This is a genomic window from Acinetobacter higginsii (genome assembly GCF_000369525.1).
GTDB classification, from domain to species: domain Bacteria; phylum Pseudomonadota; class Gammaproteobacteria; order Pseudomonadales; family Moraxellaceae; genus Acinetobacter; species Acinetobacter higginsii.
Genome location: NZ_KB850072.1, coordinates 1,498,250 through 1,521,392, shown reverse-complemented (window position 1 = coordinate 1,521,392; position 23,143 = coordinate 1,498,250). Strand labels below are relative to the sequence as shown.

Below are 23,143 nucleotides of genomic sequence, written 5' to 3'. Positions count from 1 at the left end.
AAGACCGCGGACTTTATCAGGTATATCATGACCGAATCTTTTGCAGCCCTCTTTGAAGAAAGTGAATTAAACCTCAACGTTGAAAAGGGTGCAGTCATCCAAGGTACTGTTGTTAGTATCGATTCTGACTGGGTTACTGTTGACACTGGCCTTAAATCTGAAGGCGTAGTTGACCGTGCTGAATTTTTAAATGAACAACGTGAACTTGAAGTTCAAGTTGGCGATACTGTTGACGTAGTTGTTGAAGCGCTTGACAACGGTATGGGTCAAACAGTTTTATCACGTGAAAAAGCGAAACGTGCTGAAACTTGGACTAAACTTGAGAAAATCTTTGAAGACGGCGAAATCGTTACTGGTGTTATCTCTGGTAAGGTTAAAGGCGGTTTCACTGTTGACATCGGTCCTGTACGTGCATTCTTACCAGGTTCTTTAGTTGACACTCGTCCTATCCGTGACACGACTCACCTTGAAGGTAAAGAGTTAGAGTTCAAAGTAATCAAACTTGATGCTAAACGTAACAACGTTGTTGTATCTCGTCGTGCAGTTATGGAAGCTGAATCTTCAGCTGACCGTGAAGCATTACTTGCTCAACTTGAAGAAGGTCAAACAGTTACAGGTACAATCAAAAACCTTACTGATTACGGCGCGTTCGTTGATCTTGGCGGTATTGATGGTCTTCTACATATCACAGATATGGCTTGGAAGCGTATCAAGCACCCTTCAGAAGTTGTTGAAGTTGGTCAAGAAGTTACTGTTAAAGTACTTAAATTTGACCGCGAGCGTAACCGCGTATCTTTAGGTCTTAAGCAATTAGGCGAAGATCCATGGTTAGCGATCATGAGCCGTTACCCTAAAGGTTCTATCGTTAAAGCACGTGTAACTAACTTAACTGACTACGGTTGCTTCGCTGAAATCGCTGAAGGCGTTGAAGGCTTAGTACACGTTTCAGAAATGGACCACACAAACAAAAACATCCACCCATCTAAAGTTGTTCAGATCGGTGACGAAGTTGATGTTATGGTTCTTGAAGTTGACGAAGAACGTCGTCGTATTTCATTGGGTATCAAACAAACTCGTGCTAACCCATGGGAAGAGTTTGCTAAAGCAAATGAAAAAGGCGAAAAAGTTTCTGGTACGATCAAGTCAATCACTGACTTCGGTATCTTCATCGGTTTATCTGGTGGTATCGACGGTTTAGTACATTTATCTGACATTTCTTGGAACGAACAAGGCGAAGAAGCTATCCGTCGTTACAAGAAAGGTGACACAGTTGAAGCAGTTATCTTATCTGTAGACGCTGAAGGTAACCGTATCAGCCTTGGTATCAAGCAATTAAACAGCGATCCATTCAATGATTTCTTAGCTGCGAACGAGCGCGGTGCTTTAGTTAAAGGTACTGTAACTGCTGTTGATGCTAAAGGTGCTACAGTTAAATTAGCTGATGACATCGAAGCAACGCTTAAAGCTTCTGAAATCAACCGTGACCGCGTTGAAGATGCAACTAAATTCTTAGAAGTTGGTCAAGAAGTTGAAGCGAAGATCATCAACGTTGATCGCAAATCTCGCTCTATCAACTTGTCTATCAAAGCGAAAGACGAAGCTGAAGAGAAAGAAGCTGTGAACAATGCTCGCCAAGCTGCTGCGACTCAAACTGCAGAAAGCAATGGTCCTAAGACTATTGGTGACTTAATTAAAGCTCAAATGAAGTAATTTGTTAAAAAGTACGTTTCTTGTAACTGAGACGTACTTTTTTATACAAAAATACTGCAAACGGTAGCGTAGTAATCATGTACTGCGCTACCGTTTTGTATTTAAACAGGTTATTATTAAAAACATTGAAAAGTAGCAATAATTAAAGAGGTCATCAATGACTACTGAAGCACTTAATAAATCTGATTTAATTGAACGGATTGCACTTAAAAACCCACACTTGGCTGAGCCTCTAGTTGAAGATGCAGTTAAGATTATGATTGATCAAATGATTGAAGCGCTTTCAAGCGGCGATCGTATTGAAATCCGTGGTTTTGGTAGTTTTGCATTGCATCACCGTGAGCCACGTTTAGGTCGTAATCCTAAAACAGGTCGATCTGTAGATGTTGCAGCCAAAGCGGTCCCACACTTTAAACCTGGTAAAGCACTTCGTGATGCAGTAAACGAATCTGCTGAATAAGAATTGAGGTGTTTATGCGTTATGTCTTAATTGCATTACTCGTTGCCATTTTTGGTTATTCACTCGCTTTGGTTCTTCAGAACCCAGCTGAGTTACAAGTGGATTTATTATTTACTCAAGTCCCAGCCATGCGTTTAGGTCTTCTCCTTTTATTGACGCTTGCATTGGGTATTGTGGTGGGTTTATTACTGGGCGTTCAAGTTTTCCGAGTCTTCCAGACCAGTTGGGAAATTAAGCGGCTTCGTAAAGATATTGACTATCTTCGAAAAGAGCAGATCCAACTTGCACAACAAGCTGCCGCAGACGCTGCTGCAAGTGTAAGACATGAAAAAACAGTGTTGGACATTAATCCTGAGAGTCAAACGCGTACGCCACTGTAATTAAAAATATTTATAGGGTTGTAAAGTCTGAAGATTTTAGAACCCTATTAAATGGCCCTTTATTGGATTTAAAGGGCCATTTTTTATGGAAAACCTAAATATCTTAAAGTGGCAGTAATCAGCATGGCCGCAAGAATAACCATGATCAGTGAATATTTCTTCCAAGCAAAGATAAGAGCTACGGCAACGCCCACGATCTTACTGATTCCACTAAAATGAGCCTCAGAAAAAAGTGTATTGAATACGGCCAAGGTAAACAGTAGTACACAAGCAGAGTCTGCCAGTAGTTGTTTATGATGTTCTTTAAAGGTCATGCGATTGGCTAGATAAAAACCTGAGTAGCGAATTAAATAGGTACCAAGGGCAAGCACAACAATTCCAACAAAGATATAACTTTCACTATATTTCATTTTGACTTACCTTTTAACAGTAGACCTAACATGGAAACGAGCACTGGTAAGCCTGTTGGTAGTAAGGGAATTGATGCTACGGATAATGTGCTACCTAAAAATACACGGTGTCGTGTAGTTTTATTCTTTAGCATAGGTAAGATTAATGCGAAAAGAATGGCAGGAAATGCAGCATCTATACCAAATACATAAATATCAGGAATATTTTTACTGAGTATATAGCCAATAAAAACACCAATTGGCCAGAGAATAGCAATCCCTAATCCGCACATCCAATAGGCTTTTTGTTTGGCTTGATCTTCTTGTTGGCTTAGTCCAAACATGACGCTTTCATCATTCATGATATGGCAGGCAATAAACCGATAAGCATTCTTTTCAATAAATGTTGCAACGGATAAACCAAATGGCAGATGGCGTAGGTTGATCAATATACCGGTCAATGCCGCAAAAATAGGATTGGTGCCAGTTGCAATCATACCAATGAATGTAAATTCTGCAGCGCCTGCGAGGACTGTGAGTGATAACAGCAAAGGAATCCACATCGGTACATCGAAGCTTGCAGCTACTGAGCCCAAGGAAATGCCCACAATTCCTGTTGCAACTGAAATCAGTACAATGGCTTTGATTAGATTAAATTGTTCTTTATCTTGCATCATTGGTTTCTATATCAAACGAACGTACGATATAATAGATTAATTTTATACTGTTCGTCAAAACGAACGTTCGTTTTTTATGGTGTTATATGAGTTTGCCAATTGAAATTGTCGCCAAAGGCTTACAACGAGAAAGACAGAAGTCTGGATTATCTTTAGCAGAAGTGGCTCGCCGAGCAGGGATTGCGAAATCGACATTGTCTCAATTGGAGGCCGCTCAAGGTAATCCAAGTCTGGAGACTTTATGGGCCTTATGTGTTGCTTTAGATATTCCATTTGCGAAATTGATGGAATCAAATATTGCGCAAACTCAAGTGATTCGTTTTGGTGAGGGGCCGTCAGTCAGTTCTGAAATCGCGCATTATCAAGCAATCTTATTGGCCAATTGCCCAACAGGCGCTAGACGGGATGTATATATATTAACGACACAACCCGGTGAGCCACGTTGCAGTCAGCCACACCCGATTGGGAGTGTTGAGCATATTATTATTATGAAAGGACGAGCAAAAGTGGGGTTGGTTGCGGAACCTATTTTGTTGAATGAAGGGGATTATATTTGTTATCCCGCAGATCAAGCGCATATCTTTGAAGCTCTGGAAGTGGATACTAGAGCGATCTTGATATCGGAGCAAAGATAAAGATCATTTCATCATTTTAAAAAAGCTTTTTTGTATTATGATGACTTTCTTGCTTTGTTCATTCTACTAATCACTTTATAATTAGCCGATTTTTATGTGATGGAACTAGATTCGTGAGTATTATTGTTGCCCTAGACGCAAAAAGCCAATATGACGCCTTAACAATTGTAGATCAGCTTGATCCGTCACTTTGTCGTGTCAAAGTAGGCAAAGAGCTTTTTACTCATGAAGGCCCATCAATCGTAAAAAATTTACAAGATAAAGGCTTTGAAGTTTTTCTTGATTTAAAATTTCACGATATTCCGAACACGACTGCTCAAGCGGTGTGTGCTGCCGCGGATCTTGGTGTGTGGATGGTGAATGTGCATGCATCGGGTGGCCGTAAAATGATGGAAACCTGTGTAGAGCGCCTTAAAGCGGGTAATTATTCAACTCAATTGATCGCAGTCACAGTTTTGACTTCAATGGGCCGTGAAGACTTACGTGATCTAGGTTTGGATATAGAACCTGTCGATCATGTAAAGCGTTTAGCAAAACTTACTCAAGACAGCGGATTAGATGGTGTCGTGTGTTCAGCACAAGAAGCCAAGATCCTTCGTGAACTATTAGGACTAGAGTTTGCATTGGTCACACCGGGGATTCGTCCTGAGGGTTCAAATGCAGATGACCAAAAACGTATCGTAACGCCAAAGCAAGCAATGCAAGACGGATCAACGCATTTAGTCATTGGCCGCCCAATTACCAAGGCTGAGAATCCAACTGAGATGTTGAAATCAATCTTGGCTTCAATCTAATAAAGTACGATGTTAAAACTTCATACTTAGAAATAAGCTGATTAAGAGTGGTGCGAGAAGTGACAAGATCAATCCACTCATCATGGCATGTGGGACATAATGTGTGCCACATGATTGTTTGACCATGGCAAGTGTGACATCCATTGACGTTGCACCTGCACTGGAAATCGCAGAGCGTGGAAAACGCCAGCCAAGACAATACATCAATAAAATGGCAAAAATTTCTCTAAACAAGTCTGTTAATAAAGCAATCCCACCCAGTTTGGCTGAGTGTAGTTCAGTGAATAAAATCCCTGACATGGAATACCAGCCATAGCCTTGGGCTAAGGCCATGACTTCGTTAAGACTATATTCATTGGATAAGATGAAATAATTTAACAGGGATGCCAAGCATGAACCAACAAATGCAGCCACGGGAACCAGCAAAATTTTCCAACTCAACCAACTACGATCAAATTGGGTGAAGGCCAGTTCGATCCCGATCAAAAAAATAAAGATCAGTAATAAATACCAACTATTAAAGCTGATCGTTAAACCTGAACTATTGACCATGACGCCGAATAGAATACCAACCCCCAAAGCCAAAAATGCTTTGGCGATATTCTTGAGTGCATTGAGAAATAGGTGTAAGGAAATCTTTCCTTGTACACTTTGGCGATCAATCAGTTTGTAGGTGATCAAGCAAATAAAAAATGAACCAATCGAGGTGGTAAATGCAATCAGTAATGCTGGCGGTAGAATAGCAGTAGGATTTTGAACGTGATTTAAGGCTTGAGTCAGTTCAAATGCGACGCTAATCAGTAAAATATAAGAAAAATAGGGCAGTATTTTAAATATGAATTGTTTAATTGTCTGTGATAAATGTGGCCCGACAAAATAGCCTAAGCTAATGCAAACAAAAATCTGGAAGATTAAAACAAGAGAGGTCATACAATCAGAGCGTTTATAGTGCTGATTTATTATGCAGGGAAATCTGATACTTGAATAGATTTATATATCATTTGATATAGAAAGTTTTGAAGATAAACGGATATCAATAAACTTGGGGGATACTGAGTAGATGATTATGTTGTCATTTAGGTAGATGGCATATAAATACAATCTCTTATTCAGCTATGAATATCCTGTTGGCTGAAATATAATTTTAGCAGTAATAAAGGTGGATGATTTGTGACAGCAGCTAAGATTCAAAAAGTGGCATTAGAACGGTTTGCAAAACAGGGCTTTGCAGCAACATCGCTAAACGAGATTGCGACTGGTGTCGGGATAAAAAAACCTTCAATTTATGCACATTTTAAGAATAAGGACGAATTGTATCTCAGTCTGATTCCAATCATGATTGATGAAGAATTGGGACATGCCAAGGTTGTATTGCAAGGCGGAGAAAAAATCCAGCAGCAATTACTGCATTACTTTGAAAGTATCGAACAGCGTTTTGATGCATCATATGGTGTTCAATTTTGGATGAATGCATTAATTAGTCCGCCTGTGCACTTATATGATCAGGTAATTGAACCGATGCATGTCTTTATGGCGGAACTGGAAAATGTATTTTTACAAGCCATTCAACACTCTATTTTAATAGAAAATAAGCATCAACTGGATAGTGTCGCTCTGGCTCGTGTATGCATGAGCTTTGTCGATGCCTTACAAAGCGAATTGATCTATGGTGGGCGAGAGAAGTTTCACCTCAGATTGGATGCGATCTTAAAAGCATTAAATATTCTGATCAGTGCCTAAGTTCAGACACTGATCAAGTGTAATTTCTTTATTCTGTTTCTACTCTAGCAAATGATTCGCGCTGTTCTAGCGCAGCATAAAGACATAAGCCCAGAGCGATAGCACCACAAATAAACAAGCTGCTTGGAAGTAAGCTGATATTAATTTCTATCAAGCTCACAACAAAACCGATCAGTGCCGCGAAAGCATATTGTAGTAAGCCCATTAATGAGGATGCTGCCCCCGTTAAATGTTGTGGGCTTTGCTGCATGGTGAGTGCCGTTAAATTGCCAAAAATGAACCCAGTCGACCAGATGCTTAATCCCAAAAGCGCAATGTATTGCCATAAATTTAAGTCATAAAAATATAGGCTGAGCATCAAAATAAAACTAGAACCGCTGAATAAACACATACCGATGACGAGCAATTGTTGAGCTGACCAACGTTTGAGTAACAGGATTGAGGTTTGTCCTAGAATAATTAAGCCAATCGCATTCGCTGCAAATAGGGTACTAAAACTTTCGTTGTGAATATGGTAGTGCTGAATAAAAATAAAAGGCGATTGGCTGAGGTAAACAAAGAAAGCACCTAAGATAAACCCACCAGCAATCGTATAACTGATAAAGCTTTTATTCAGACAAAGCGTTTGATAGCTATTTTTGATCGCAGTGAATTGTAATGCTTGTCGATATTGAGGTTTCAATGTCTCTGGAATGGCTTGATTTCCCCATAGCCACAGGACCGAACCAAGTACTGCCAATGTATAGAAAATCAAATGCCAAGAGCCGATGCGTAAGATCAAGCTACCCAATAAGGGGGCAAGAATCGGTACAATCATCATGACTTGCATCAAAATAGAAAAATTCTTGGCACTGGTTTTAGCATCGCATACATCAGAAATAATTGCTCTTGGAACCACTAGACCTGCTGATGCACCTATTGCTTGTAAGAAACGTGCAGCCAGTAACCACTCAATCGTTGGTGCAACGGCTGCCAGTATTGATCCTAAGATAAAAACAGCAATTCCGATCAGTAATGGATTACGGCGACCAAAGCGATCAAGCAATGGACCATAGATACCTTGACCAATAGCGAGTCCAATCAGAAATACTGAGAGCGTGAGTTGTATATGGCCTGGCGTTGTCGCATAACTTTCTGCAAGCAGTGGAAATGCTGGCAAATAAATATCGATTGCCAATGCATCCAAGGCGGTAAAAAGGGAGAGCAACAGCAACAAAGACCAACTGATCTTTGTGACGGGAGGAGCAGCGTTCATGTTTTGTGTACTCTTTCCAGGGGAACAATATTTATTTTAACTACCTAACGGTAGGTAGTTAAAATATTAGCATGATTCTTTAGGTCTTGCATAGAGAAAAACAGGGGGATTTAAATCAGATCCATAAAGCGTTGCAATAAAAAAGCACCTTTAAGTTTTAAAGGTGCTCTTGATATTTGGAAGAATTCCGCTATTACTGCTTAAGCAGCATGGTTTTTTGAATTAATCACTGTGCTGATAAAATTATAATCAGCAACATTCACTTTACGTGTCTCTAGCCAATATCTCCATGTATAGGTTGGCCATAAAGAAAAGTTTTTACCGTCAGCGGCTTGATACCAGCTGCTACAGCCACCTGCTTGCCAAACTGTACCTTTGAGCTGATCTTGAACACGTTGATTGAACTGGTCTTGAACTTCGTGCTTGATCTCAACTGCTTGTGTATCTGTTTTATCAACGGTTTGAATCAATTGTAGAATATAGTTGACCTGAGACTCGATCATGAAAATCACAGAATTATGTCCAAGAATCGTATTTGGTCCAAGTAACTGGAACAAATTTGGGAAGTTCTTGGTGCTCACACCATAATAGCTTTCCGCACCATCTTTCCATGCTTGCTTAAGCTCTATGCCGTTACGGCCAACGCAATTGAAATGCTTTAAGTAAATGCGTGGATCAGTAATAAAGCCAGTACCATAAATCAAGCAATCAATTTGACGTTCTTTACCATCTTTAGTGATGATACCGTTCTCTGTAATTTCCTGGATGGCATCTGTCACTAATTCAACATTTTTACGGTTGAAGGTTGGGAAGTACTTATTTGAAATAAGAATACGTTTACAGCCCATGACAAAATCTGGTGTCAATTTTTTCGCAAGCGCTTTATCTTTCACTTGATAGCGAATAAAGGCTTCAGCAAGTTTTTGACCATATTTCATAATCTGTGGTTGTACGATTGGTACAACACGTGATTCATTGGTCCAATAGAGACGGGTACGGTGAATCTGGCGATAAATATTCGACGCCTTAAATAAGTGCTTACTTAGCTGAGAATATTTACGCTCATCACGTGGAATGACCCAAGCTGCGGTGCGCTGGAACACATAAAGCTGTTTTACTTCTGCTGCAATTTCAGGAATATATTGAATCGCGCTACCGCCAGTACCGATTGAAACAACTGCTTTGCCGCTTAGATCGTAATTGTGATCCCATTGCGAAGAATGGAACACTTTACCTTTAAATTTCTCAATGCCTTTGATATGGGGAATTTGTGGCACGTGTAAGGGACCAGACGCAAAGATGACAAATTGAGCCTCAAGAGTTGTCTGGTCTTTAAAATCTAGCGTCCACACATTGCGGTTTTCGTCAAATTCGGCATTGGTCACTTCGTGATTGAATTTGCAATAATCTCGAAGTCGATATTGTTCAGTAATATTTTGAATATAATCAAAAATTTCATCTGCCTCAGCATAGCGTTTTGACCAATCTGTTTTGGGTGCAAATGAAAGGGAATACATATGTGATTGAACGTCACACGCTGCGCCAGGATATTGGTTTTCTCGCCATGTACCGCCAACATCGTTGGTTTTTTCTAAAATTACAAAATCATTGATTTGACTTTGTAATAGTCGAATAGCCATCGCTAAGCCACCAAAGCCCGCACCAATAATTGCAACTTTTGTTTTTTGAATCGCATTTTTGGTTACATCACGCATAGTCTACGTCCTACACAGCTAAATTTTGTGCAAGTTTAACGGTTTTGACGAGATTAAATATGATTGTATAGACGTAAAACTTGATCATTTCGGCAATTCATTTGCACAACGTTTTATAGTAAAACATTAAAGTTTTGAGAACTGCATTCGGAATTATGAAGAGATCTATCCTCGGATTGATGTATTTGATTCAGGGCATGCGTCATGTCGGAATTGACGTGGATGCGCGTTTAGCCAATATGGGAATACAGGCCGATGCTTTAGATCCTAGTTCAATTATTCCAGATGAGATTGAATGGGATATTTTGCAGCATATTAGTCAGGATATTTCACCTGAACAAGGTTTATTTATCGGTCAGCATTATGCGTTAGCGGGTTATGGGCCTTTCCTGATGCTATTGGTTACGAGTGATACCTTGCATAAGGCCCTATTAAATGGGGTTCAGTATCAGCAACTGACTCATCTTTTTGGTTCATTGCAGTTAAAGATCGAAGATGACTTGATCTATTTACTGTATCGACCGATTGATTTAAGTATGCATTTAGGTCAATTGAGAGCGCAATGCGAAATCTCGGGCACTTATAAGTTTTTACAAGATATCTTTAAGATGATGGGACTTGAAGTCCCTCAAATTCAAATTGAACTGCCATTTCATCGACCCAAAGATTTAACACTGCTCGCAGCATATCAAGATTACTATGGGCAAGATGTCAAATTTGGATGTGCGCAAGCTGCTTTTATTTTAGAAAATACACAAATTTTAAACACAAAAATTCCGTCTGCCGATATTTTGACGTATCGCATTTATGAAGAAAAATGCCTACAGGATATTCAACATTTAGAAAAAACTGCCAGTCTCAAATTGACTGTAGTTGAGTATGTTGAGGATTATCTGGAAATGCAAAATGGGGTGATTCCAAGTATGGCGGAAACGGCGTGTGCATTGGATATTCCTGAGCGTACTTTGCGGCATCAATTGCAGCAAATGCAGACCAGCTATAAAGAAATTCGTGAAAGATTAATCAAACAGAAGGCAATAAAGTTTATTGAAAATAGTTCATATTCAATCGAACAGGTGGCCGAAATGTTGGGTTATTCTGAGCCTGCAGCATTTAATCATGCCTTTAAAAGATGGTTTGGATTGAGCCCTCGTCAATATAATCGAAATCATTAAATGATTAAAAATGGTACATTATGATGTTTAAACTCTATGATAATTAAGCCTAAAATCTAATGTCATTGAACGGAATGTTCGATATAATTTTCACCAATTAAAATTGCAATAACACCTTATGTCAAATTCTAAACCAGACTCACATAGCACTGCATTTATCCCAACATCACCTGCCGAGCGTTATGCTCAAGCAATTGAGTCAGGACAATTCATGCCAGATGAAGCACAAGCTCAGGCTGTGCAAGAGTTAGATCGAGTATGGAAAGAGTTACACACTCGCTATAAGGCTTCAAAGAAAGCATTTCGACGTTTCCGTCGTCAGACTTATCCTAAAGGCGTTTATATGTGGGGTGGTGTAGGTCGTGGAAAAACGTGGCTAATGGATCAGTTCTATGAATCTGTACCATTCCGCCGTAAAACACGTATGCATTTCCATCATTTTATGCAACATGTACATAAAGAGTTGAATAAACTTTCTGGCCAACGTAATCCTTTAGATTTGGTTGCTGATCAAATTTATAAGAATGCCGTTGTCATTTGTTTTGACGAATTTTTCGTATCGAATGTAACCGATGCCATGATCTTAAGTGATCTGTTCCAAAAGCTGTTTGATCGTGGAATAACATTGGTTGCAACGTCAAACATTGCACCAGATGGTCTATACAAAAATGGAATTCATCGTGATCGTTTTATACCGACGATTGAGCTGGTGAAGAAGAACTGTAGTGTTCTGAATGTTGACGCTGGGGTGGATTATCGTTTGCGCGTATTGAAGCAGGCGCAATTGTTCAAATATCCATTAACCGATGATGCTCAAGCGTGGTTATCTGGTCGTTTTAAAGCTTTGACTCAGACACAGGCACAATCTAATTCTCCAATCATGATCAATAATCGTGTGGTAGAAACTTTAGGTCATACAGAAGATGTATTGTGGTGTGAATTTTCAGAGTTATGCTTTAAGCCACGTAGCCCAGCAGACTTTATTGAAATCGCGAATATCTATAATACGGTTTTGGTGAGTAATGTTCCGCATTTGACTGATTTCCTGTCAGAAGGAACACGCCGCTTCATTTACTTGGTCGATGAGTTCTATGACCGTGGTGTAAAACTGATTCTTACCTCAGAAGATTCAATTATCGATCTTTATGAAGGCGAGAAATTGGCCTTTGAGATTGAACGTACGCGTTCACGCTTATTGGAAATGCAATCGGATGATTATCTACATTCGGAGCATCGACAAATTCAGGTCGCACAGACTTCATAAATGAAAAGGCATTCTTCGGAATGCCTTTTTTTATAAACTTACATGGATAAGGCTTTATTCTTGGTCAAATTTTGCTATAACTAGATGAGTTTGAAAAAGGGAGTGTGTCACATAAGGATAGTAAAAACTCATTATTTGATATTTTGATAAGTATAAAAAGTTGTGTTTGTCAATACTTCTAATGGGGAAAATGCTTACTATTTAGGAATGTGATATTACTATTCAGGCTAGTATAAATCAGTATACTAGAATTCTTGTTATAAAAAGTTAGCACCATCAGGAAAGACAATGACTGCACGTATTCAAAAAGGCAAGCTAGCGATTGCTAAAGAACTTTACGATTTCATCGAAAATGAAGCTTTACCAGGCACTGGTTTAGATAGTGAAACTTACTGGAAAAACTTCGAGCAAGTCGTTGTAGACCTTAGCCCAAAGAACAAAGCATTATTGGCTAAGCGTGATGATCTTCAAGCAAAGATTGATGAATGGCACCGCAATAATAAATTTGAATTAAATGCTTATAAAGCATTCTTAACTGAAATTGGCTACTTGGTTCCAGAAGTTGCTGACTTCCAAGTAACAACTGAAAATGTGGATGAAGAAATTGCTTTATTGGCAGGTCCACAATTGGTTGTACCTGTACGTAATGCACGTTATAGCTTGAATGCTGCGAATGCACGTTGGGGTTCTTTATATGACGCGCTGTATGGCACGGACGTAATTTCTGAAGAAGGCGGTGCAGAGAAAGGCAAAGGCTATAACCCAGTTCGTGGCGATAAAGTTATTGCTTTCGCAAAAGATTTCTTAAACCAAACTTTCCCCTTGGCTCAAGGTTCGCATGCAGATGCAACTCAATATGCAGTGGTGAATAATGGTTTAGCTGTAACCTTAAAAGATGGTTCAACCACTTCTTTGGCACATGAATCACAATTTGTTGGTTTTAATGGCGAAGCTGCAAGCCCAACTGAGATTGTTTTATTAAATAATGGTTTGCATGTGATTATCGAAATCGATGCCAACAGCCCAGTAGGTAAGACAGACGCTGCTGGTGTGAAAGATTTAACACTCGAAGCTGCGGTTACAACCATTCAGGATTTGGAAGATTCTGTTGCTGCGGTTGATGCTGAAGAGAAGGTTGAAGGCTATCGTAACTGGTTAGGCTTAATGAAAGGTGACTTACAAGAGTCAATCGAGAAAAATGGTAAGACCATTACTCGTACCTTAAACAAAGACCGTACTGTTCAGAACCTGATTGGTGGCACGACTAAATTACATGGTCGTTCATTGATGTTGCTTCGTAATGTGGGTCACCTTATGACAAACCCAGCCATCCTTGTTGATGGTCAAGAAGTGTTTGAAGGCATCATGGATGCTCTAGTGACTCCATTACTGACAGTTGCGGATATTCGTGGTCAAAACGAAAACCAAAACTCTCGTAAAGGTTCAATGTATATCGTTAAGCCAAAAATGCATGGTCCAGAAGAAGTTGCATTTGCGGTTGAATTATTTGAGCGTGCTGAACAAGCAATTGGTTTGCCTGCAAAATCACTCAAAATCGGTATCATGGATGAAGAGCGTCGTACCTCTGTAAACTTGAAGAACTGTATTGCTGCTGCGAAAGATCGCACCATCTTCATCAATACAGGCTTTATGGATCGTACAGGTGATGAAATCCATACCTCTATGGAAGCTGCACCAGTTGTACGTAAAGAAGCAGTTAAAACACAAAAATGGATTGCTGCTTACGAAAACCGTAACGTGGCAATTGGTTTAGCATGTGGTTTACAAGGTAAAGCGCAAATTGGTAAAGGCATGTGGCCAAAACCAGACAGCATGAAAGACATGTTGGCGACGAAGACTGCACATCCAAATGCAGGTGCATCTTGTGCATGGGTTCCATCTCCAACAGGTGCTGTACTTCATGCATTGCATTATCACCAGATCAATGTAAAAGCACGCCAAGATGAGTTGGCTGCTGAAAACATGTTGTCATTAGATGACTTGTTAACACCACCATTTGCGCCAGAAACAAACTGGACTGCGGAAGAGTTAAACAACGAACTTGAAAATAACTGTCAAGGTATCTTAGGTTATGTGGTTCGTTGGGTTGACCTTGGTGTTGGTTGTTCTAAAGTACCAGACATCAATAATGTTGGTTTGATGGAAGACCGTGCTACTTTACGTATTTCATCTCAACACGTTGCAAACTGGTTACGTCACGGTATCGTAACGCGTGCGCAAGTTGAAGAAGTGCTTAAACGTATGGCAGTGATTGTTGATCAGCAAAATGCTAATGATCCATTGTATACACCAATGGCACCAAACTTTGATGGGATTGCATTCCAAGCTGCTTCTGATTTGATCTTCAAGGGTGCAGAGCAACCATCAGGTTATACAGAGCCATTGTTACATGCGGCACGTTTAAAATTAAAAGGTTATACAGGTGATTAAGTTCATCTAAAATAAAAAAGCCTCTTCGGAGGCTTTTTTATTGCATAAGTATTGCTTCACAATTATAATATTTTTATTAAGTTGTTAATTTACAACGATATTTTAAAAGTATTGCAACTGCGTTTAAAAGGATTTAAAAAGCTGATGTAACAAGAGTGCAACAGGTTTTTATATGGCTACCTATCAAAAAAGAAATGGCAGAATCACGGCAATGGTGCGTATCAAACCGCATCCTGTTAAGTCCAAAACATTTGATACTATGCGTGACGCCAAGGCGTGGGCGCAAGAGTTGGAAGTTAAACTGAAGAATGAAAAAGCTCAAGTTTATGAGCATATCTTATTAAAGGATGCTTTAACCGAATATCGAGATACTGTTTCAATTAAGAAAAAAAGTTCTATACAAGAGATCCAAAAAATCAACTTCGTACTAAAACATATGAAATGCGATATTCCTCTTTATAGTGTCGATAAAATGTTTTTAGTAGGATGGCGTGAAAAGCGACTTGAGGATGTGAAGAGCTCAACAGTGCAACGCGAGTTCATTATGTTAATGGGTTTTTTTACATGGTGTGTAGAAACTAAGCTTTGGCTTTCAGCCAATCCAGTTAAAGAAATTCAGATGCCAAAATCGGGCAACCATCGTGAGCGAGTTATATCTTATGAAGAAGTTGAAGCACTAACACCTTTTTTAAATAACGATCTACGGGATATTTTCCATTTGGCTTTAGAGACAGGCATGCGACAAGCCGAAATCTGCAACCTTAATTGGAATCGTATATTTTTAGACAAAAGTTACTTGAGGCTCGAGATAACAAAGAACGGAAAACCCCGTGAAGTGCCTCTTAGTAAAAGGGCAAAAGAGATTTTATCTGCTAGAAAGGCCAAAGGTGCAGGACTGGTGTTTGGTGAATATTCAACATATAGAGCGGGTCAAGACTTCTACAAAGCAAGAATTAAAGCTGAATTATTTGGGTTTACATTTCATCATCTTTCTGTGCAAAGGCCTCAAGTATGGCTCTACGACAAACTCGATCTAAAAGATTTTCTAATTCTGTTTCAGTGATTGTGATTACTTTGACTTCTGACATTTTATAATACCTCTCTGCGTTTCATTGCTTCCATCAATAAATCCTGCACTTCGCGCTTTGAGTCTCGGCGTTCCATAACAACAGAATCAATCGTGTTTTTTGCAATGATGTGATAAATGTAAACTGGACGATCATGGCCTGCTTGCGCTTGGCGCGTTGGCCCAATACGTTCTATGATTTGTTGGTATTGTTCTAAATCCCACCAATGGGAAAAGAAAACTAAAATATTTCCGCCATCCTGAAGATTCAGCCCGTGACCCGCACTTGCTGGGTGGGCAAATAGCACAGGAATCTTTCCTGCATTCCAGTCGTGGATTGTCTTTGGATCTTTGTCTAAATGTTTGCCGCTTGGGAAAGCCTTCTGTAACCGCTCAAGGTCACTTTTAAAGTGATATGAAACGAGTACAGGCATCCCACAAGCTTCTTCAATAATTGATTCAAGCGCTTGTATCTTTTGGTCATGTATGGCTTGCCAATTGCCTTGCTCATCGGTGTAGATAGAACCACTTGCGATTTGCAAACACTTCATTGTTTTTGATGCTGCGTTGAATGCTTCGACTTCTGTGGTTTCAGAAAGTTCAATAAACATTTCCTTTTCCATCTCGTCATACAGTTTTCGCGCTTTGCCTTTGAGCTCAACTTCTATTGTGTTAAATATTGGCTCTTTAATATCGAAATAATCCTTAGCCTCAATGCTCAGGCAAATATCTTTGAGCTTGGTCTGTATTTCATTTTGACTATGTGGAAAGGGCACAAGCTGAACAGCATTGCGGTCTGCACCAACTTGGATTTGCTGAAACCAACGCTGAGTAAATGCGCCAAAACTTGTGCCTAATCTTTGACCGCGGTCAATAAACCATACTTGACCCCAAAGGTCCTTCAATCCGTTGGGGCTCGGGGTTCCAGTTAAAGCAATGAATCTTTTTACTCGCGTATGGGCAACTTTACCTAAGGCGCGTGCACGTACTGAACCTTGACTGACGCGAAAGCCTTTAAGCTTTGTACTCTCATCGGCAACCACTTTAGTAAAAAACCATTTCTCTTTTAGATAGCCCACAAGCCAAGGCAAATTTTCATAATTGATTGTGTAGACATTGGCTTGCTGTTTTAGAGCGCGTACACGTTCTTCAGCAGTACCAACGACAGCTACAACTTTAAAGTGCTCTAAGTGCTTCCACTTCTTAGCCTCATCGGGCCATGTGGTCGCTGCAACACGCAAAGGGGCAACAACAAGCGTTGCGCCGGGTTCGATTAAATCAAGCATGTCCAGAGCGGTGAGGGTAGAAGACGTTTTGCCTGTGCCCATTCCCGCCCACACACCGCAACGCTCATTATCAAGAATGTGCTCGATAATGGCGTGTTGATAATCATGCGGTTTGTATGCGAGTGCAGTCATTATTCAACATCCTTTTGTTGCATAATATCTTCAGTTCGAATGCCTGAAATAATTGCAGATACCCCACAACATGAGCACTCATCAAAAGTAATTGTTAAACCTTTGCCATGAATGATGGAAGTAACTGTCCCAGAAGAATGAGCAGGAACTTTTACGTAAGCATTTTGCATTGGGTGAATATTTTTGATTCGCGTACCAACCCAATCGCTTACTTTTTTAAATCCTAAAGGTGGTTTGGTTTTAAAAGTCATCCCAATAACTCCTCAATTCGTTCTATGCTATCGATTACTTCAACTCGCTGACCCATATCGCGCATACGTTTGTGCTCTCTGATCTGTGCCGCTGTTGGTTTTTCGCCTGTTGCTTTTAGCTCTGCCCAAAACGTGTTGCTTGGTAGCATTACGATACGGTCAGGGGCAGAGTTGCGACCGATCCACTTAACTTTCCGAACTTCACCGCCTAGCGTATTAACTCGTTGCACTAGGTAAGCTTCAATTTTCGATTCGCGCATTAGGTGAGCGCCTCGCATGATTCAGAACAAGAGCCCGATTCATATCGTTTGCTACTACGTAGTGCTTTGAACATCTCATCACGATCATGGTCTTCGTATATTTCAATCACATCACTCATGTGTAAGCGCTTTCGATACATGCGATGATGATTGTATTTGCGACCCTCTGATCTAACTTCAGGCCCTTCTGTTAGACCAATCCATTTCACAGCTTGTTCAGGCTCATCCTTTGCAGCCAAAGCGATTTTGTTTAATGTCTTTTTGATGCAGAAAACGCAGTTGCCAAGATGCTCCGTGATTGCTAAATCAAATGGTTGTTGCTCCCACCAATCCAAAACATCATCTTTTTCAAATTCACAAATTTCTGCTAAATAACGAAATCCTTCTTTCTGATGTTTTGCATCTTCATGTATTGGCAATCCTAGCGTTACAAGGATTTCGATCGGCAATCGAGTTGGTTCATCAAGCCGCATCCCGATCCAGCGCTCAAAGTTATTTTTCCCAAAGATATCATTGCAATATTTCTCAAAGGGTTCCGTCTTCATTCTGGCGGTACAGAACGGAGTATTGTAATACGGGCTACCATACTTCTTGAGCATGTCTTTCCACGGCTCTAAGTCCTGTTTTAATTCATCAAGCCCGATAATTTTATAGTCATTACCAATACCTAAAACTGGATTAATAACGACACGAAGGCAAACAAGGTCGATTTTCCAGTGCTTTACAATATCTTTAATGAATTGATATGTAGATGGATGTTCTGCGCCAGTGTCCATAAATACAAAGTGTGCATTTGGATCTGATTTAAAAAGATGAACCAAGTAAGCTGAAGTACGTCCACCGCTAAAGCTGATAACTTTTTTCATGGTCTTAGTCCTTCTTATAACGGTAAGATTCAAAGCCTGCAGCAGCCAAGGGCAAATCAATTGCCCAATCTGGATTGCGTGCAAGCAGACTTGATAAATGGTCAGGGTTAAATTCAGGCAGATCATCAGTTTCGGTAATCACTTCGTCATGTACCGAAAGGCAAATGTCATAACCTGATTCTTCGATTAGCGGCATGTTGTAGCCAAGTACATCACGGGAAAAAGCTTGTGTGATGTTCTCGGCAAACTTGCCGCCATAGGTGTAAAGGCGTTCCCATTTACGTGTGTACTGGTTATTGCCTAAATATGAAATTTTGCCGTCTTCGGCTTTTGCACCTGGGTAGCAAAGGAAACGGCCACTAGGTAATTTGATCAATAACCAAGAGCCTTTTTTAATGAATGTCACTTTACGGCATGGCACAGCGCGATCTGGATTGTTGATGGCTTCAATGGCTGCTTGTCTTAACTCATTCCACCAAGCGCTAATGTTTGGATGCGCATAGCGCCATGAGCGTTTAAATGAGTCACATACAAGCCATGTTTTTTTCTTAAGTCCGAACGTCGTGCGGCGCTCTTTCTTATGCCATTCCCATGCGCGAATTGCTTCATTCAAAATGCTTGGATCTAAGCTGTCGTATGCTTGGTCAGCCATTGCATCCAGATCGAGTCCATAGGCTGCGGCGAATGTTAAGAAAGCACCCACGCCGCCTTCATAACCTAAGGCTAATTCTTGGACCTTACCGACTTGACGTTGTTCTTTGTCTACTGACTCGGGCGAAACGCTGAATGATTTTGCATAGGCCAATTTGTAAAGGTCGTGCCCAATGCCAGCATCAAAGTCATAGAAAGCTTTGATCTTCCACGTTTCGCCTGCAAGCCAAGCGAGTGCACGGCCTTCGATATTCGATAAGTCAGTGACTACAAGCTTTTTGCCTTCAGGCGCACAAATACAACCACGGATTGCAGAACTAGTCAGCTCCATGACGTTTTCATAAAACAGATCTGCACAGCCGATTTTTAGTGTCTCGATGCCTTCATCAATTACAGATTGTTTAAGAGCAGGGCGCGGCAAGTTTTGCGGCTGGAATAATCGACCCGCCCAACGTCCAGTACGTGATGCACCATTGAATTGAAGCGTCCCACGTAATCGCCCATCTTTGCTTGTACCCTTGGCTAAAGCGTTGTATTTGGCGGTACTTGTGGTTGAAGCTTGTAAACGGATTGCAAGCAATTCTCGAACAGCTAGAGGTAAGGACTCATCATTTAATCGACGCTCTAAAGTTGATTTCTGCATGTCTGGCAGCGAAACGCCATGTGCTTCCAGAATATGCTTAAGCATTGCATCACGTTGGGTTGCGGCTTGCACTTCACCATCTGTTAATGCAACAGTACGTTTTGCTAATCCTTTTTGCGCTTTCTCAACGGCTTCGATTGCCGTGTGAACAAGCTCAAGGTCGATGCATACACCACGATCATTAATTTTTTGGTCCAGATGCCACAGTGCTAATTCAGCATTGCGGTAATTCCATTTTGGGATTTTTTTGTGCAATTCGCGCATCGCCAAAATATCTGACTTTGCATATTCAAGGAAACGCGCCCATTCTGTAGGGTGTGTTTCACTGGTTGCACGTCTAATCTTTTGATTTGCAGGACGTGGCTTGCAGAACAATTGAATGAGTTGTTTACCAGCTTTGTCCTTTGCCTTGTCCTGGTCAATCTTGAAAATCTCACAAAGGATATCAAGGCCGCCTGGTAACGAGTGGCTCAAAGCCTGCACCATCGTATCTTCCCAACGATGGATATCGCGTGCGGCTTGATTGGCCAAGTTGCTTTTTAGATTGCTGTGACGCAACACGGTTCTGTCAAAACCAGAATTGTGCGCGACAATTTTTATATTCTTATCGCTATCAAGTAATGCTTTCATCAAAAGCACTGGCATAGTTGAACCGTCTGTTACATCCCAAACATGAACAGGACCATCATCTAATGCCCATGCGAAAACCATTATTTCTGCATTTTCGGCATAAATATGCGTGCCGTTTTTAATAGGGGTTTCGCTGTATGTTTCTAAATCTAAATACAAAAATTTAGGGGGCCAGTTTGGGAGTTTTCTTCTGTATTGGAATCTGTAGCCTTCATATTTACTTGCGTTTGGATCAGCAAAGCTTTCCTCCAAGCAATCATCGTGTGTGTGACTTTTTGTGCCAAGCCAGACAATTTTTTTCTCGATTAAATCCCGTTCAAATAGCCCATTAAAAATAGAGAAGTAGTCAAAGACTCCCTTATGAATCCTGTCAGCGATTTCCTCTGGACAAAACATATCTGTCCATTCAGTTGTCATTTTTGATAAAACTAAGTCTTGGGCTTCTTTCAAGGTATAGGTAGGTGACATTTCTTTATTTTCCTTATTTATGCTTTGGTAAAGTGAACGCAGAGGGTCAGCAATACATTCACTTTCCAAAGCATCTAGCGCATTGCTAGATGCCTTATGTCTTAAGCTTGGTATGAACCTTGGTAGAAGCTGCCTAAATCCGCTAATTCACTTTCCAGAATTTCAGTGAATTGATCCGCACGAAGTTGGTTGTGCGCATCGCGGCCAATAAAGCGCAATACGAATGTCGGCACGTCATCTTTAGTCGAGATACGGAAAGAAATTTTGATTTCTTCAACAGGCAAGCCTTTATAGCTTTCAGTACGCAGAATGAAGTGGGTAGGCAGGTCAGCTGAAACGCCCTCCGCTTCAGCAGCCTCAGTAACACTGAGCTTGTGGCCCATATCACGTACATCGCTATCAACATCACGGCTACGACCAATTTTCACATTACGGATTGCACGTAACGCCTTTTCTGCTGTTACTTGTTCAGTTCCGGCATAAGGTTTTACGAAATCCGCCCAATCATCTAACCAGTCAATCAATTTTTGCTGTGAGAAACGATCACCATCAATATTTTCTAAAGCGATAAATTCAGGTGTCTTTTCCAAGTTTAAACGAGCAGTATCGTCGCCATGACCTGGTGCAACTTCATCGCCAATATTGAAAATGGTTTCAGCTGATAAGCCGTTTTTTGTTGAGATGAATGATTTAATACCTTTAACACCGCGGTCAGATACATATGCAATAAATGCAGCAATTGCTAATGTTGAAAAACGTCCGCGGAAACGATCACGTTGCTGATTGAATTGTTCAAGCGAATGAACTTTGAAATCCGCGGGGATGATTGCAATTGAGGCGCTGCCGTCAACGTTAATTGGCATTTTTCCTTGCGCTGCAATTGCAAGTTGTGAGATTTTTTCGATTGCTGTTTGTTCCATGATTTTTACTCTTAGTTAGGTTTGTGTTGTTTAAATCAAAGTTTGAAAGGGCTATGCAGAATTAATCTACATAGTCCGTTGCACGGACCTTTTCAGGCATAAGAGAAATCACACCGCCACGTAGTACATGCATTGGTGTTGCACCTACCGAATATTCGGTACGGTGACCGCCTTTTGCGGTTGGGGTTTTATAGTCAATCGAGTGTTCAACATTGACTTGCTGGGTATCTGAAATTTGCTTGAGCTTTAACTTAATGGTGACTTCACCTTGTTTACCGTTAAGCACTACGCCAGCAGCAACATCAGAAAGTACTGCGCCTAATTGCTTTTCAAAAATGCCAGCGTTTAGGTCGCCAAAAAAATTTGGTACATCAGTTGAGGTTTGGCTCATTTTTATTTGTCCTTTCGTGCATTTTGTTTTTGGGTTTCATGCCACTCTACCAATTCTGCATAATCAAAATAGACAGGGGCTTGTTGTGCTTTCCCTTGCTTATAAGGCTTGGGGAAAGAGGGGTCTTTCAAAGTAAGTTCACGTAGCGCATCTCTTTTGATCGCTAATAATTCACACGCTTGGTTATAAGTAACTCGAAGTGGTTGCATTTATAATCGCTCTTCTTTTGATTCGGAAATTGATGCCACACTCTCGCAGTGGCCTCGGCAAACACATAAAGCGGAAATAGTTAAACTCTATTGTTTGCTGCTATGGTTATTTCCAGTTTCAACACTCATAGCTTGTCGAATTTGGTGACACACTGGTCTTGGCGGTCGTTATGCGAAAAGTGGATCTTCGCCCATGTCGTCGGCCGCAAGGTCGTCAAATTCATCAGCATTGGCAACGCCACCGCCTGCAAACGCTTCGCCATCTTTTAGGAACTGAACGCCACGAAGTGATGCGTTAATACGCTTACCGTAGTTGTTGTCTTGGCACCAAAGTTCGATTGATGCATTCACATAGCAACCCGCATAAGGTTTGCCGTCTGCTTGAACAAGCGGGGTGCGGTCACGATCAACTACAGTCACACGGGTTTTGTTACGTGCAGAAATGAAGTAGTGACCTGAAAAACCTTCATAGTCGGATTTAGTGTCGCCATCGTGCAGTGCTGTACGATCTTTTGTTTCAATTTCTTTTTTAACTTGAGGCCATTTTGCGCCCCATTTTTCTGATCCGGCTTTCTCCATGGCATCTTTGATTTCTTTGAGCTGCGGATGGTTCGCAGGTAATAAGAATGATGCAGAGAAAGCAGGTTCACCTTCGCCATTAACCGTTTTTGCTTCGAACAAAGTAGGGAATGCAAGGCGTACATTTTTAAGAGTTACTTTCATTG

The 23,143-nt window shown here is 40.7% G+C and carries 24 protein-coding genes; 10 read left to right on the top strand and 14 right to left on the bottom strand.

Annotation, left to right across the window (positions count from 1 at the left end):
- Window positions 1-27: 27 nt before the first annotated feature.
- The 3 genes from rpsA to F902_RS13290 all read left to right on the top strand — a co-directional run bounded on the left by rpsA (window position 28) and on the right by F902_RS13290 (window position 2,550).
- Window positions 28-1,710 carry a 30S ribosomal protein S1 gene (gene rpsA, locus F902_RS13300; RefSeq protein WP_004806660.1) on the top strand — a complete coding sequence of 561 codons (1,683 nt, stop codon included), beginning with the start codon at window positions 28-30 and terminating at the stop codon, window positions 1,708-1,710.
- Window positions 1,711-1,867: 157 nt separating this feature from the next.
- Window positions 1,868-2,170: an integration host factor subunit beta gene (locus F902_RS13295; RefSeq protein ID WP_004806663.1), complete on the top strand. Its 303-nt coding sequence runs from the start codon at window positions 1,868-1,870 to the stop codon at window positions 2,168-2,170.
- Between the two features lie 14 nt (window positions 2,171-2,184).
- A complete protein-coding gene (locus tag F902_RS13290; RefSeq protein WP_004806665.1) occupies window positions 2,185-2,550 on the top strand; it encodes a lipopolysaccharide assembly protein LapA domain-containing protein in 366 nt (121 codons plus the stop codon).
- An 83-nt stretch (window positions 2,551-2,633) separates the two neighbouring features.
- Here the strand turns inward: F902_RS13290 and F902_RS13285 are convergent, their stop codons facing one another.
- Both F902_RS13285 and F902_RS13280 read right to left on the bottom strand, forming a co-directional pair.
- On the bottom strand, window positions 2,634-2,960 hold the full coding sequence (locus F902_RS13285) for an AzlD domain-containing protein (protein ID WP_005204189.1): 327 nt from the start codon (window positions 2,958-2,960) through the stop codon (window positions 2,634-2,636).
- A complete protein-coding gene (locus F902_RS13280; protein WP_017401926.1) occupies window positions 2,957-3,613 on the bottom strand; it encodes an AzlC family ABC transporter permease in 657 nt (218 codons plus the stop codon). The genes F902_RS13285 and F902_RS13280 overlap by 4 nt, the downstream gene beginning before the upstream one ends.
- Window positions 3,614-3,702: 89 nt before the next feature.
- Here F902_RS13280 and F902_RS13275 point away from each other — a divergent pair, with 89 nt between their 5' ends.
- Window positions 3,703-4,251: a helix-turn-helix domain-containing protein gene (locus tag F902_RS13275; protein ID WP_005188020.1), complete on the top strand. Its 549-nt coding sequence runs from the start codon at window positions 3,703-3,705 to the stop codon at window positions 4,249-4,251.
- A 113-nt stretch (window positions 4,252-4,364) separates the two neighbouring features.
- Window positions 4,365-5,045, top strand: coding sequence for an orotidine-5'-phosphate decarboxylase (gene pyrF, locus F902_RS13270; RefSeq protein ID WP_005204183.1), 681 nt, complete (start codon window positions 4,365-4,367; stop codon window positions 5,043-5,045).
- 12 nt (window positions 5,046-5,057) lie between these two features.
- On the opposite strand, the gene F902_RS13265 is transcribed toward pyrF, so the two are convergent.
- Window positions 5,058-5,975: a LysO family transporter gene (locus tag F902_RS13265; RefSeq protein ID WP_005204180.1), complete on the bottom strand. Its 918-nt coding sequence runs from the start codon at window positions 5,973-5,975 to the stop codon at window positions 5,058-5,060.
- A gap of 240 nt (window positions 5,976-6,215) precedes the next feature.
- On the opposite strand from F902_RS13265, the gene F902_RS13260 reads away from it, so the two are divergent.
- Window positions 6,216-6,785, top strand: a complete 570-nt coding sequence (locus F902_RS13260; protein WP_005204178.1) for a TetR/AcrR family transcriptional regulator — start codon at window positions 6,216-6,218, stop codon at window positions 6,783-6,785.
- Window positions 6,786-6,813: 28 nt separating this feature from the next.
- Here F902_RS13260 and F902_RS13255 read toward each other — a convergent pair whose 3' ends face one another.
- Window positions 6,814-8,040, bottom strand: coding sequence for a multidrug effflux MFS transporter (locus F902_RS13255; protein WP_005204176.1), 1,227 nt, complete (start codon window positions 8,038-8,040; stop codon window positions 6,814-6,816).
- 200 nt (window positions 8,041-8,240) lie between these two features.
- The gene (locus F902_RS13250) at window positions 8,241-9,755 is read right to left on the bottom strand and encodes a flavin-containing monooxygenase (protein WP_005204174.1); all 1,515 of its coding nucleotides are present in this window, start codon (window positions 9,753-9,755) and stop codon (window positions 8,241-8,243) included.
- 155 nt (window positions 9,756-9,910) lie between these two features.
- Between F902_RS13250 and F902_RS13245 the strand changes: the two genes are divergently transcribed.
- The 4 genes from F902_RS13245 (at window position 9,911) to F902_RS13230 (ending at window position 15,708) form a co-directional block, all read left to right on the top strand.
- Complete coding sequence (locus F902_RS13245) at window positions 9,911-10,930, top strand: AraC family transcriptional regulator (RefSeq protein ID WP_004806683.1); 1,020 nt, start codon at window positions 9,911-9,913, stop codon at window positions 10,928-10,930.
- Window positions 10,931-11,048: 118 nt separating this feature from the next.
- On the top strand, window positions 11,049-12,194 hold the full coding sequence (gene zapE, locus F902_RS13240; RefSeq protein ID WP_004806685.1) for a cell division protein ZapE: 1,146 nt from the start codon (window positions 11,049-11,051) through the stop codon (window positions 12,192-12,194).
- A gap of 288 nt (window positions 12,195-12,482) precedes the next feature.
- Window positions 12,483-14,645: a malate synthase G gene (locus tag F902_RS13235; protein ID WP_005153408.1), complete on the top strand. Its 2,163-nt coding sequence runs from the start codon at window positions 12,483-12,485 to the stop codon at window positions 14,643-14,645.
- 172 nt (window positions 14,646-14,817) lie between these two features.
- A complete protein-coding gene (locus tag F902_RS13230) occupies window positions 14,818-15,708 on the top strand; it encodes a tyrosine-type recombinase/integrase (protein ID WP_005204172.1) in 891 nt (296 codons plus the stop codon).
- 26 nt (window positions 15,709-15,734) lie between these two features.
- Here the strand turns inward: F902_RS13230 and F902_RS13225 are convergent, their stop codons facing one another.
- The 9 genes from F902_RS13225 to F902_RS13185 all read right to left on the bottom strand — a co-directional run bounded on the left by F902_RS13225 (window position 15,735) and on the right by F902_RS13185 (window position 23,141).
- On the bottom strand, window positions 15,735-17,129 hold the full coding sequence (locus tag F902_RS13225) for a DEAD/DEAH box helicase (RefSeq protein WP_005204170.1): 1,395 nt from the start codon (window positions 17,127-17,129) through the stop codon (window positions 15,735-15,737).
- On the bottom strand, window positions 17,129-17,380 hold the full coding sequence (locus F902_RS13220; protein ID WP_005204169.1) for a hypothetical protein: 252 nt from the start codon (window positions 17,378-17,380) through the stop codon (window positions 17,129-17,131). Before F902_RS13220 ends, F902_RS13225 begins: the two co-directional genes overlap by 1 nt.
- Window positions 17,377-17,640, bottom strand: a complete 264-nt coding sequence (locus F902_RS13215) for a PDDEXK family nuclease (protein ID WP_005204167.1) — start codon at window positions 17,638-17,640, stop codon at window positions 17,377-17,379. The genes F902_RS13220 and F902_RS13215 overlap by 4 nt, the downstream gene beginning before the upstream one ends.
- Complete coding sequence (locus F902_RS13210; RefSeq protein WP_005204165.1) at window positions 17,640-18,506, bottom strand: phosphoadenosine phosphosulfate reductase domain-containing protein; 867 nt, start codon at window positions 18,504-18,506, stop codon at window positions 17,640-17,642. Before F902_RS13210 ends, F902_RS13215 begins: the two co-directional genes overlap by 1 nt.
- A gap of 4 nt (window positions 18,507-18,510) precedes the next feature.
- Complete coding sequence (locus F902_RS13205; protein ID WP_005204163.1) at window positions 18,511-20,898, bottom strand: bifunctional 3'-5' exonuclease/DNA polymerase family protein; 2,388 nt, start codon at window positions 20,896-20,898, stop codon at window positions 18,511-18,513.
- 101 nt (window positions 20,899-20,999) lie between these two features.
- Window positions 21,000-21,818 (bottom strand): DUF2303 family protein, encoded by an 819-nt coding sequence (locus tag F902_RS13200; RefSeq protein WP_005204161.1) that lies wholly within the window; start codon window positions 21,816-21,818, stop codon window positions 21,000-21,002.
- A gap of 61 nt (window positions 21,819-21,879) precedes the next feature.
- Window positions 21,880-22,209 carry a hypothetical protein gene (locus tag F902_RS13195; protein ID WP_005204157.1) on the bottom strand — a complete coding sequence of 110 codons (330 nt, stop codon included), beginning with the start codon at window positions 22,207-22,209 and terminating at the stop codon, window positions 21,880-21,882.
- A 2-nt stretch (window positions 22,210-22,211) separates the two neighbouring features.
- Complete coding sequence (locus tag F902_RS13190; protein WP_005204156.1) at window positions 22,212-22,418, bottom strand: hypothetical protein; 207 nt, start codon at window positions 22,416-22,418, stop codon at window positions 22,212-22,214.
- 168 nt (window positions 22,419-22,586) lie between these two features.
- Window positions 22,587-23,141 carry a DUF2815 family protein gene (locus F902_RS13185; RefSeq protein ID WP_005204155.1) on the bottom strand — a complete coding sequence of 185 codons (555 nt, stop codon included), beginning with the start codon at window positions 23,139-23,141 and terminating at the stop codon, window positions 22,587-22,589.
- Between the last annotated feature and the right edge of the window lie 2 nt (window positions 23,142-23,143).